We start from the raw sequence: 12,312 nt of genomic DNA on the forward strand, positions 1-12,312 counted from the left end.
CGAGTGCATCGTATGCACTCGTCATTTTTATTTGCGCCGACCATATTTTGATAATGGGATGTCTCTGGCTTCGCACCATTCTTTGACCGGGCCAGAAAAAATCAAGGATTGTTTGGTTAAATCACTTGTTTTTGTTGCACCGACCATAGCATAGAGCATTCGTAGTTCTTCTTGCCACTGTGCCATAAGAGCAATCGTCTCCTCGATCCCGTGTGTCATGTAGTGCGTCAAGATCGTTCCGGAAATCCCTACAGCGTTCGCACCAAGACACAATGCTTTAAAGATATCATAAGCATTTCGTATGCCACCCGAAGCAATGATTTCGGCGGCTGTATTTGCTTCGTTCGCTTCAAGTAAGGAGGACACAGTAGATTGCCCCCAATCCGTCAAATAAGCCAATTCACGTTTTTTACGACGAGCATTTTCGATTTGTGTGAAGCTTGTTCCGCTGCGTCCACTGACGTCAATCGTCTTGATACCTAGTTCAGACAGTTCAATGATGGTCTCCCTCGTCATCCCAAAGCCCACTTCTTTTACGATCACTGGCACATCAAGAGTTTGTTGGATTTCTGAGATCAGTTCTTTCCACTGCGAAAAATCGCGATCCCCTTCAGGCATGACTAATTCTTGTGGTGCATTTAAATGGATCTGTAACGCATCCGCTTGGAAGAGTGCTACAGCTTCTTGGGCACGTGCGACAGAAGTACCAGCACCGACATTCGCTAAAATCTTCCCTTCAGGATAGACATCTCGCATCACCGTATAAGAATCTGCCAAGGAAGGATCTTTCAAGGCGGCGCTGACAGAACCGGTAGCAATCATCAACCCAGCACTTTTAGCAATCTGTGCAAGGTCATGATTGATCTTTTTTGTTTTTTCACTACCGCCAGTCATGGCATTGATATAGAAAGGACTAGAAAGCGTAAAACCTGCAACTTCTGTCTTCAAAGACACTTCATCGACCTTGCTTTGTGGAAGTGGATGATGGACAAGTCGAACGAAGTCAAATTCATTTATTTGTTTGTTGTGAAATGCTTTAGCTAATGATACATGTTCATCTTTTCGATTCATAACTTGTCCTCTTTCTGTTGATGGTAGACATGTAATGGAAGCGGGGTGATTTCAGCTTCTTCCCAAGCACTCATCAGTGGAAGGATACCTGATTTTTGGTCCACGATCACGATGCCACAATCCCCACCGCCAGCGCCAGAAGATTTCGCCGCGCCTTCAAATTGTTCAGCTAAACAACACAGTTTATTTAATGCTGGTGTTTCAATCAACACGCCAGTGATGGCAGACAGATCACGCAATAATTCACGATTTTTACGAATCATTTCTTGGATCAAAGCAACGTCGTTTTCTTTAAAACCTTGGATCATCGTGTTGACGCAAAGCGTACTATCTTCAAGGAATTGTTGATACGTCGCCATTTTATCTTCACGAGAGCGATGTACTTGGTCCACTAAGTCGGAAGTAGAGGCAGGACTACCAGTCCAACCAATCAATAAACGGAGATCTTCCGGAGTGTGTAAGGATTCAATAGATAAACCAGGCCAATCGAGCGCTAATAATTCACTGATCGTTTTACTTGATTCTTGTTCTTTGAGCCATTGGTGGTCAAAAGTGGAGAAGGCGATCCAACCACCATAACAGCTAGCCGCAATATCACCACAAGAACCATTGTCTTGGACAGCTAGATTAGCTAAGGCTGCAATTTTAAAAATCTCAAGCTGAGATAAATTCAGTGCATAAAATTGGTTCAATGCTCGTACAGTCGCTACCGCTACTGCGCCACTAGAACCTAGTCCATACTTCCTACCATTTGAGCTATCTAATTCACTGGTTACCTTCAAGTCATAAAATGAAAGAAGAATGTTTTTTTCCTGTGCATATTTCTCAGTTAAACGTATAGCAGCAAGGATATAATGGAACGGGTTTTCACGGATATCTAGAATGAGTTCGCCTTTTCGTCTTGTCCAACGCACAGGCATTTCGCTATATTGTGCAGATTGGATACTCCCGACTTTCCGAGCAGCTTTCACTGTTACTGTGACGAATTGATCGATTGCCACGATGATTGCAGGATGCCCCGTTTCGACAACTGCGTATTCTCCAGCGATATAAAGTTTTCCAGGTGCAGATACTTCAACCATAACAATCTCCCTTTATTCAATAATCGTGATTCCTTGCCCAGCATGAGCAAGAATCACTTGTTGACGACTAAATAATTCAATGAATTTTGCTTGAACAGCCGTTTGATTTTTCTTTTCAACTAATACTTTGATGTTTGGGCCTGCATCCATCGTGAAATAGCAAGGAATGCCTGAAGCACGTAGTTCACGAACCGTTTGCATCGCCTTCAGACTATCTGGAGACCAGTAGGTGAAGGGTGGATTAGCCGCTAACGTGGTGCCGTGCATTTTTAACCCATTTCGCTCCATGATTTCGCCCATTTTTTGGAACGATTTTTCAGCGATTGCTTGTTTCAGCTCCCGTAGATCTGTTTCGACTGAATCAAGCCACCCTTGATAAAAATGTGAAGTTTTCACTGTTCGGCGCATTCCATCACGACTAGATACATCTTTTTGTTGATCATTGATCAATACAAATACCATGGCGAGTTCGTCTTCAAATCCATTAGAAGGGATTTGTTGCGCATATGAAGTTTGGTCATCATGCCCTTTTTCCCATTCCACGAAGCCACCAAAAATACTACGACAAGCAGAGCCAGAGCCGCGACGAGCTAGTCTGGACAGGGATTGTTTATCCAATTCTAGTCCTAGGGCTTCATTACAGGCGCCGGCTAACGCAGCTAGACCGCTTGCAGAGGAAGCTAACCCTGCGGCTGTTGGAACAAAGTTATGGCTGATCACTTTTGCGCGTTTATTTGTATTCGCTTGTATGCGTACAAGATCAAGGAAGCGACTGACTTTTTTGGTGGCTGCTTCTGTTTGTAATTCATGATCTAAATAGAACAGATCGTCTGTGAACGAATCTGAAAAAATCACTTCGGTTTCCGTGTAGAAAGCATCGAGAGTGAGAGATAAACTGTTGTTCATCGGAAGAATCAATTCTTCATTTTTTTTGCCCCAATATTTGATCAAGGCGATATTTGTATAAGCACGGGCTTTACCACTAAGCATAGGTATGTACTCCTAATCCTTGAATCCAAGTTTCAGCTGCGCCTGCTTGTATTAGTGCGTGGCTGATTTCTTGAGCTTCTGTTTTTGTTTGTGCTAAGGCAATCATACATCCACCACGTCCGCCACCGGTCAATTTTGCTCCTAAAGCGCCAGCAGCACGTGCGGTAGCAATCAGAGTATCTAAAAAGTCATTACTGATCGTCAAACTTTTTAGAATGCGCTGGGCATCATTCATTGCTTCAGCTAACTTTTCTGGCGAATTGTCGATAATTGCTTTTTTAGCTTGTTTCGTCAAGTATCCTAGTTGTTGGATTTTTTGTCCAGTTTTCTGCGCATCTTTCTCAAAAAGGTGTGCGACATCTTTCACTGCTGCACGTGTTTGTCCTTTGATTCCCGTATCAGCGACAATCAAGAAAGCATCGATATTCAACGCAAAATAATCAAAAGGATGGCCTTTTGTAAAATAAATCGGTTCGAATCCACTTGTTGCGGCAGCATCGATTCCACTGGGGTTTCCATGTGCGATTTTTTCAGAAACTTGCACATGCGCCAATAATTGTTCTCGTGATAATGGCAACTCATAGGCGGAATAAAAAGCTCGTGTGATCGCAGTAGCTACGGCTGCACTGGAACCCATTCCACGTTCTGCAGGGATGGTGCTTTCAATCGTTAAACGCAAGGTGTCTTGCACATGGTAGTGAGTTTTCAGACCAGCAATCAGCTGTTTGATATTATTCAACGCATGTGGTGCATCATGTAAATTTCCTATATAGTAGGAAGAAATAAGTTGATCTTTATTGAATGATTGGAGTGCTTCAAGTGTAGCTGTTACTTTTGTTGCATAAAACGGAAAGGCAATGGCAGGCTCGCCGTAAACGACAGCATGCTCACCCATTAAAATCAGTTTTCCACTCGATTCCCCTTGGCCATGAATTGCCATAATACAACTCCTTCTTTTCCTCTAAGAGTAGCTTTTTAACAAAAAATAAAGCGCCTATTACTATGTGCGCAATGTTTGTCCAAAAAAACAGTCCTTCTTTATTTTACTAAAACCAGTCAAGAAGTAAAATAAAGAATACGATTTCTCGACAAAAAACGTGATTTTCTTAATAAAATTTTGATTTTTCATAGGAAAGAATCTTGTCGATTTCGTTTGACACCACAAGATATTGGGGTTATATTTAGAAACATGAGAAAAAAACACTGTATTTAGTGGGAGAAGTGAGTTGGAGGGAAATGAGTGTGATTGTTTTAGCAGGAACGATAGGAGCAGGGAAATCAAGCTTAACAAAAATGATTGCTGATCATTTTAAGAGTCAGGCATTTTACGAATCAATCGATGACAACGAAGTATTGCCTTTGTTTTATGCAAACCCTGAACAATATGCGTTTTTATTGCAAATTTATTTTTTGAATAAGCGATTTGCAAGTATCAAGCAAGCGATGCAAGAGGATAACAATGTGTTAGATCGTTCGATCTATGAAGATTCATTATTATTTCATTTAAATGCAGATCTTGGTCGAGCGACAGCGACAGAAGTCCAAGTCTACGATGAATTATTGGCGAACATGATGGAAGAATTGCCCTATGCGGCATCGAAAAAACATCCCGATCTATTGGTTCATATTCGCGTATCTTTTTCAACCATGTTAGAACGGATCGAAAAAAGAGGGCGGGCATATGAACAACTTTCTTTTGACCCTAGTCTCTATGAGTATTATCAAGAATTGAATCGCCGTTATGATGAATGGTATGAAGCTTACGATGAAAGTCCTAAGATCCAAATCGACGGTGACTGTTTGAACTTTGTGGAAGATGAAGCAGCTAGAGTACAAGTGTTACAAATGATTGAAGAAAAACTAATGGAGATCCGTGAAGAAATCAGCATATAAAAATGTTCTGACTTAAGTGGAACTTTGAATTGTCCGAATAAAAAATCACAAAAAAGAGGCAACCACAAATGAGTGATTGCCTCTTGCTTATTTGAATCGTTGTTTAGTAGAATAAAGGGTAGTGAGTTGATTTATTTAGGGTAGAATAATGAGTGAGCAATGCCTGGTGCCCAGTTTGTATCACCGTAGTTCAAGTGAGACTGCCAAGTAATATAAGTCACACCATTGTGGACAACTTCTTCACCGGCTGTATAAGAAACAGGTGAGAAGAAGCTACCTACTGTCCATTGACGTCCAGTAACGACTTCACCGCCGCCGTTTCCGCCATCGCCACCATTTTCGTCACCGCCGCCATTTTCATCGCGATCAGTTGTGATTGTTAATGTGTTACTTGCATCTGAAACATCGCCTTCATTGCTGATTGCGCGTACTACAAATGAGTATTGTGTCTCAGCTTTTAAGCCTTCTACTTCAAAAACAGTTTCAGTTGTTGAACCAATTACTTGGCCATCACGCAAGATTTCGTATTCTTTGATTCCTTTTGAGTGAGTAGAAGCTCCCCACATCAATGAAACGCTAGAACTTGTCTGACCCATTGAGTGTAAGTGGCTAGGTGCAGTTGGTTTTTCTTCTGTAGTTTCAGATAAAGTTGTAACAGATAAAGCTGTTCTTTCAGAAACTAGCCCTGTTTGTCCAACTGCTTCGATTTCATATTTATATGTAGTTTCTGCAGTTAGGTTTTGATCGCTGAAATCTGGTGAAGCTGTGTTTCCTAATAATTGACCATCACGGTAAACGTTGAATGATGAAGCATTTGCTTGTCCATCCCAAGTCAATTGAGTTGTTGAAGAAGTTACATTAGTAGTACGAACGTTACGTGGTGCTGTTGGTGCTACTGGAATTGCTGAATCACCTTTCAAGTTCACATCGATTACTTGGTAGAATGCCATTGCTGTATCATCTACATCCCAAACAGCTAGAACAACATGGTAACCAAGACGGTCATTAGGGATGTTCACTAAGTGTGATGGATTTGTTGAAGCTTGAGCCCCACCATGGTTGATCGTTGTTAACAATTCAAAATCGCTACGATCTAATTGATCGTTTGGATTCCAATCTGCTTTTGTGATATAGTAATGCCATTTAGTTGTAGGGTGAGTCGCGGTATAACGCCAAGTAAATGTATTAGGACCTGTGTTCAAATCTTGTTTTGTCCACATGGTCGAAGTTTGACGGTCTAAGTTGAAGTTGTTTCCAACAGCACCGTTTGCAGAAGCGATGCGTCCGTCAGCAGGGCCAGCTTGCGGAAAACCTTTTAATGCTTCTAATGATTGTGGTTCATAAATCACTGGACCGTATTTTGCTAATGCTGCATTATGGTTCACATTACGGTCTAAGGAACCTTGGTATGAACGACTGATCGGTGACTGCACATAACCGTGAGCTGAAGCGTCTTGTCCTCCGATAGATAAACCTACTCCTAATAAAACGCTAGAGCATAGAACTGTTGCTAAAATTTGTTTTTTCATGTTTCCCTCCATAGATAAAATGATATTTTAGATAACTAATAAGGTCGATGAGTATGACTCGTTCGATGTGCCTCGTTGTTATCTGTATTTAATATTATCAGAGAATTGCACTATTGAATAATCTGTTTATACCGAACATTAGGTAAAATTGGGTCTTGACTTCAAATGATGGTATTTTTATCCAAAACATGAATAAATATTGTTTTAAAGGCGTTTTTGTTGTCTTTTTTATTTGTTATTAGTTATTTATTTTGCATAATAAATAACAGAGAAAAAATAAAAAGATAAAATTTGATTCTAATTGAGAAAGGTTGAAATAGTGTTTATAGTTATTTTTAACGTTTGCTTATTTTTAAAATATATCTTTTTATTGGCTGTTTTATTCCTTTTTTATGGATTTGACCATCAATTTTTTGGTCTGAGATTGTGATAGGAGCGTTCGGTCTTATTATCGAAAAAAGTCAAATTAGAATATCGTTTATTTGGATTCAAGAGTTTCGAGAGGACTAAATACCACCTCTCAAGCAATTCTATCTATTTTATCTATTTATAGAAGGAACGGGATACGAAGTGGGAGGGAATGTATTTTGCAATCTGTGATAATGGATAAGCGCTGTGAAAAAAATAGCACCTGTAATATTCGTCTCGAATGTTACAGGTGCTGGCTTATTTTTGAGGCAAAGAAAGTTGTTCTAGCCTCATTTTTATAGGGTTTTGTTTACGTGGAATGTTTTCTATATTATCGTTTTAATTACGTTGATAAGGTTTATTTTATTTAGGATAGAATAAAGCATGAGCAATTCCTGGCGCCCAGTTTGTATCACCATAGTTCAAGTGAGATTGCCAAGTAATATATGTCACACCGTTGTGAACAACTTCTTCACCTGCTGTATAAGAAACCGGTGCGAATAAGCTTCCTACTGTCCATTGACGTCCTGGAGTGACTTCACCGCCACCGTCGCCGCCATTGTCATCGCGATCTGTCGTAATAGATAACGCATTGCTTGCATCAGATAGTTCATCCGTATTGCTGACTGCGCGAACCACGAATGAGTAGGCAGTGTTTGCAGCTAATCCAGACACTTCGTATTCTGTTTCTTTTGTTGAACCAATCAATTGATTGTTACGGTAGATGTTGTATTGTTTGATTCCTTTTGAATGAGTAGAAGCGCCCCACATCAATGAAACACTTGAACTTGTTTGACCCATCGAGTGTAAGTGAGTTGGTGTAGTTGGTTTTTCTTGTGTATTTTCTGTTGTAGTTTTTACTGTCAAAGCTGTTTTAGCAGAGACTAAGCCAGTTTGTCCAACTGCTTCGATTTCATAATTATAAGATGTATCCGCAGTTAAGTTTGTATCACTGAAATCTGGTGTTGTTGTGTTTCCAAGCAATACGCCATCACGGTAAACGTTGTAAGAGGCAGTATTCGCTTGGCTGTTCCAAGCTAATTGGACAGTTGAAGAAGTCACATTCGTCGCACGAACGTTTTGTGGTGCTGTTGGTGCTACTGGAATTGCTGAATCACCTTTCAAGTTGACGTCGACTACTTGATAGAATGCAGCGCCTGTATCATGGATATCCCAAACAGCTAGAACGACATGGTAACCAAGCCGATCCTTTGGTATATTCACTGAATGCGATGGATTAGTCGAAGCTTGTGCCCCGTGATGATCGATAGTTGCTAATAATTCCAAATCGCTACGTTTTAAGGGCTCATTTGGGTTCCAACCTACTTTAGTAATATAATAATGCCATTTAGTGGTACGGTGAGATTGTGTATAACGCCATCTGAATGTATTCACACCAGTATCTAAGTTTTGTTTTGTCCACATCGTTTCTGTTTGGTTATCTAGTAAGAAGCTTCCTCCAACTGCACCATTTGCAGAAGCGATGCGTCCGTCAGCAGGGCCAGCTGCTGGGAAGCCTTTAGCAGTTTCTAATGATTGTGGTTCATAAATCACTGGACCATATTTTGCTGCTGCAGCGGATAAATTAACATTACGGTCTAAGTGTCCTTGATACGCACGACTGATCGGTGATTCGACATAACCGTGAGCAGAAGCGTCTTGTTCCCCAATCGTTAAGCTTGCTCCAAATAAAATCCCCGAGCATAAAACTGTACCAAAAATTTGTTTTTTCATTTTTTCCTCCATATGTAAATAAGATTTAGATAACACATAATAAAAAATGAATTTCGTAATTATCTCTCTTTTGCGTTATCTTGAATTAAGATTATCAAATAAAATGAATAGTTACGAATCAGTTTATACCGATGTGTAGGTAAAAAAATGATAGAAACATAAATAGTATGATTTGTTATAACGTTGATTTTTTAAGGGTTTAGGTACCATATTTGGAAAATGAGAACATTTTTTTATAAAAAAATATTTCTTGGGATTAAGAATTGAATGATTTTGTTCAGATTCTATTTTAGTTATCTTAAAATAAAAGAAGTGAAATTATATAAAACGTAAATGAGGTAGTAGCAGAAGGGTGACAGATTCGATTGGTGATAAGGGAAGTAACAAAAATATCTAATTGCTGAGCTGTATGAGAAGAAGAACTGCTACGATTAAATAGAAAAAAGTGAAGAAATGATTGACAAAAAGAAATAGATTTGGTATGATAATTAAGTTGAGAAATAAAAGCAGAAGCACCCGCTTCTCGCCTTAGTTGATACAGTCACTGGGCTAGATAGTTTTCATCTATATGTAGTATAGGTGGAGTACGTGCGGGTTCTATCAAAAGAACTCGTTTTTTTATTGCCGTTCATTCGGTAAGCTTTTCTTTCTCTCATAATATTTGGAGGTGAATGACCATAGCAAAGGATATGATGGTTAACGACGGCATTCGTGCACGTGAATTACGATTGATCGGTTCAGATGGTGAGCAATTAGGAGTTAAGTCAAAAGCAGAAGCATTGCAAATTGCAGAACAATCAAACTTGGATCTTGTGTTAGTTGCTCCAGGTGCGAAACCACCAGTAGCGCGAATCATGGACTACGGAAAATACCGTTTCGAGCAACAAAAGAAAGACCGCGAAGCGCGTAAAAAACAAAAAGTGATCAATGTAAAAGAAGTTCGTTTAAGTCCAACGATTGATTTGAATGACTTCAATACAAAACTTCGTAATGCACGTAAGTTCTTAGAGAAAGGCGATAAAGTGAAAGCTTCTATCCGTTTCAAAGGCCGTGCCATTACCCACAAAGAAATTGGTCAAAAAGTCTTGGATCGCTTAGCTGAAGAAACTGCTGATATTGCAACAGTGGAACAAAAAGCGAAAATGGACGGACGCAGCATGTTCTTGACGCTGGCACCGAAAAACGACAGTAAGTAATTTGAATGACTAACTGATTGTTGGACAGTCAATAGTCGGATAACGAAAGATTTTGAGGAGGAAATATAGTCATGCCAAAACAAAAAACACACCGCGGATCAGCAAAACGTTTCAAACGTACTGGTAAAGGCGGATTGAAACGCTTCCGTGCGTTTACAAGTCACCGTTTCCACGGCAAAACTAAAAAACAACGCCGTCAATTACGTAAAGCGCGCATGGTTTCTAGTGGCGATTTCAAACGTATTCGTCAACAACTAGCAAAAATGAAATAAGAACGTAAAATAATTGAAATTTAAAGATTTATTTTTATTAGGAGGAATTATACATGGCACGTGTAAAAGGTGGAACAGTAACTCGTAAACGTCGCAAAAAAATGCTGAAATTAGCAAAAGGTTACTACGGTTCAAAACACACTTTATTTAAAACAGCAAAAGAACAAGTAATGAATTCATACAACTACGCATATCGCGATCGTCGTCAAAAGAAACGCGACTTCCGCAAATTGTGGATCGCTCGTATCAATGCAGCGGCTCGTATGAATGGCTTAAGCTACTCAAAATTGATGCACGGTTTGAAATTAGCTGAAATCGACATCAACCGCAAAATGTTAGCTGACTTGGCTGTCCATGATGCAGCAGCATTTACTGCATTAGCTGACCAAGCAAAAGATGCTTTAGCTAAATAAGCGCTAGAATAGCTAAACACATCCAGGTTTTCTGGATGTGTTTTTTTATATCTAACAAACTTCAATAAAATTTCTGTTATGTACAAATAAATTGAAATAACCAAATAGATAAAGTACATGATATTTTTTTGAAAAGAAAGGTGACCATAGCTCATTTTTTGTCTTAGATAATGAATCTTTGTATATAGTTATCTGACTGAAATGTTTTTTCAAAAAACATTTCAGTAGCTCGTAATGAATCTTTTTTAATCATATGTACTTATTCTGTCGTTGATATTTAATGAAAGCGGTTTCTTTGTAGGGTAAAATGAAGCAACTGATATATCAGTGGGATGAAATAGAATGGAGTGAGTCTATGAGCGAAATGATTATTGGCATGTTGTTGATTTTGTCGTTCTTTTTTATGGTTTGGTATTGTGTCAAAGGACTTAATTTGATGGTTGGTTTAGCGATCATGGCGACGATTTGGATGGGATTGGCGCTGATTGGTAATTTTTTCTCACCGAATGCCGCAATGGAAGGACAGTCAGTCATTGATGTGTTGACCCATGTATATGCTACTGGTCCAGCGGAATATGCGAAATCGATTTTAGTGAATGTATTCTTTGGTGCTTTTTTTGGTCGAGTATTGGTAGATAGTGGGATAGCGGCTACATTGATTCGAAAAGTCGTAGAGCTTGGCGGTGATAAACCGCGGATCACGATGAGCCTTTTATGTCTTGTAACGTCAATTATTTTTATGTCGATGACCGGGATCGGCCCAGTGATTTCAATTGCCGTGATCGTTTTACCGATTTTGATGTCGTTAGGAATTGCTGCACCTGTTGCTCTATTTGCATTCATGGGTTCGATTATGGCAGGGATCTTTGCAAATATTGTCAATTTCAAGCAATACCAAACGATCTATGCAGGGTTTAATTCTGCGGCTGAAAATTATACATACAATGATTACTTTCAAATCGGAATGATTGGCATGATCGTAAGTTTAGTAATCGTTTTGCTTGTAGCTAATATATCAATGAACCCGAAGAAACGCTATGCAATGGCAGCTGAACTTCCACGAGAAGGTGGGGAAGCGCCAATGATTTCTTGGTTGGCAGTCGTTATTCCTGTGTTGGGAGTGGTGTTATTAGAAATTCCGATTATTCTTGGTTTCATGTTGGCAGGGATCTGGGCGTTGCTATTTACTGGGAAATTACGTGGTGGATACAAGGAGATCTGTCGGCAATTCGCTAAATTATTTACAGATGGAGCAACAGATGTAGCACCGATGGTTGGCTTTTTGATGACTTTAGCGATGTTCAATAATTCGGCGGTATATGCTTCTTCTTATTTCTCTGCGATTTTGGGAGACTTTATTCCCCAGACACCTTTTGTGTTGGCACTTGCCTTTGCATTGTTGACGCCTCTAGGTTTTTTCCGTGGTCCGTTGAGTCTAGTCGGTTCGGGATCAGCGATTTTAGCAGTAGTTTTAGCAGTCAATCCGACAATGCCTGTGGCCTTCTTATTTCCGTTATTTGCGACGACGACCATTGCGCCACAGCATTTAGATATCACTCAATCCTGGATTGCATGGGGATTAGGGTATACAAAGGTTTCCTCTCGTGAATTCATGAAAAAATCGATTCCGACAGGGTGGGCGATCGGTGTGATCGTCTGTATCTTGACGTTGATCCTTTATGGTAATTTTTGATAGGTATAGAAAGTAAAAAATTTGGAGGATG

At 39.7% G+C, this 12,312-nt stretch carries 11 protein-coding genes and 1 other annotated feature; of the genes, 5 read left to right on the forward strand and 6 right to left on the reverse strand.

The annotated features are described in order from the left end of the window. Positions 1-27: 27 nt before the first annotated feature. Genes fni through mvk form a run of 4 tightly spaced genes read right to left on the reverse strand, consistent with a single transcriptional unit; the run spans position 28 to position 4,083 of the window. Complete coding sequence (gene fni, locus IGJ95_RS01195; RefSeq protein ID WP_114543023.1) at positions 28-1,071, reverse strand: type 2 isopentenyl-diphosphate Delta-isomerase; 1,044 nt, start codon at positions 1,069-1,071, stop codon at positions 28-30. Further along, the gene (locus tag IGJ95_RS01200; protein WP_438761254.1) at positions 1,068-2,153 is read right to left on the reverse strand and encodes a phosphomevalonate kinase; all 1,086 of its coding nucleotides are present in this window, start codon (positions 2,151-2,153) and stop codon (positions 1,068-1,070) included. Before IGJ95_RS01200 ends, fni begins: the two co-directional genes overlap by 4 nt. A 12-nt stretch (positions 2,154-2,165) precedes the next feature. Then, complete coding sequence (gene mvaD, locus IGJ95_RS01205) at positions 2,166-3,143, reverse strand: diphosphomevalonate decarboxylase (RefSeq protein WP_438761256.1); 978 nt, start codon at positions 3,141-3,143, stop codon at positions 2,166-2,168. Next, on the reverse strand, positions 3,136-4,083 hold the full coding sequence (gene mvk, locus IGJ95_RS01210; protein WP_010736572.1) for a mevalonate kinase: 948 nt from the start codon (positions 4,081-4,083) through the stop codon (positions 3,136-3,138). The genes mvaD and mvk overlap by 8 nt, the downstream gene beginning before the upstream one ends. A gap of 296 nt (positions 4,084-4,379) precedes the next feature. Here mvk and IGJ95_RS01215 point away from each other — a divergent pair, with 296 nt between their 5' ends. Next, positions 4,380-5,036 (forward strand): deoxynucleoside kinase, encoded by a 657-nt coding sequence (locus tag IGJ95_RS01215; RefSeq protein WP_153829960.1) that lies wholly within the window; start codon positions 4,380-4,382, stop codon positions 5,034-5,036. 131 nt (positions 5,037-5,167) lie between these two features. On the opposite strand, the gene IGJ95_RS01220 is transcribed toward IGJ95_RS01215, so the two are convergent. Then, the gene (locus IGJ95_RS01220; RefSeq protein ID WP_023518967.1) at positions 5,168-6,565 is read right to left on the reverse strand and encodes a lytic polysaccharide monooxygenase; all 1,398 of its coding nucleotides are present in this window, start codon (positions 6,563-6,565) and stop codon (positions 5,168-5,170) included. Positions 6,566-7,336: 771 nt separating this feature from the next. Further along, positions 7,337-8,707 carry a lytic polysaccharide monooxygenase gene (locus IGJ95_RS01225; protein WP_153829959.1) on the reverse strand — a complete coding sequence of 457 codons (1,371 nt, stop codon included), beginning with the start codon at positions 8,705-8,707 and terminating at the stop codon, positions 7,337-7,339. A gap of 498 nt (positions 8,708-9,205) precedes the next feature. Continuing rightward, positions 9,206-9,335: a sequence feature (ribosomal protein L20 leader region), on the forward strand. A 43-nt stretch (positions 9,336-9,378) separates the two neighbouring features. Here IGJ95_RS01225 and infC point away from each other — a divergent pair. The 4 genes from infC to IGJ95_RS01245 all read left to right on the forward strand — a co-directional run bounded on the left by infC (position 9,379) and on the right by IGJ95_RS01245 (position 12,281). Next, a complete protein-coding gene (infC, locus tag IGJ95_RS01230) occupies positions 9,379-9,903 on the forward strand; it encodes a translation initiation factor IF-3 (RefSeq protein WP_010736567.1) in 525 nt (174 codons plus the stop codon). A 71-nt stretch (positions 9,904-9,974) separates the two neighbouring features. After that, on the forward strand, positions 9,975-10,175 hold the full coding sequence (gene rpmI, locus IGJ95_RS01235) for a 50S ribosomal protein L35 (protein ID WP_010736566.1): 201 nt from the start codon (positions 9,975-9,977) through the stop codon (positions 10,173-10,175). A gap of 53 nt (positions 10,176-10,228) precedes the next feature. Further along, positions 10,229-10,588, forward strand: coding sequence for a 50S ribosomal protein L20 (rplT, locus tag IGJ95_RS01240; protein ID WP_019723984.1), 360 nt, complete (start codon positions 10,229-10,231; stop codon positions 10,586-10,588). 355 nt (positions 10,589-10,943) lie between these two features. Continuing rightward, a complete protein-coding gene (locus IGJ95_RS01245; RefSeq protein WP_142432881.1) occupies positions 10,944-12,281 on the forward strand; it encodes a citrate transporter in 1,338 nt (445 codons plus the stop codon). Positions 12,282-12,312: the final 31 nt, after the last annotated feature.

It is taken from the genome of Enterococcus sp. AZ156 (assembly GCF_051714165.1).
In the GTDB taxonomy this organism is placed as follows: domain Bacteria; phylum Bacillota; class Bacilli; order Lactobacillales; family Enterococcaceae; genus Enterococcus_B; species Enterococcus_B pernyi.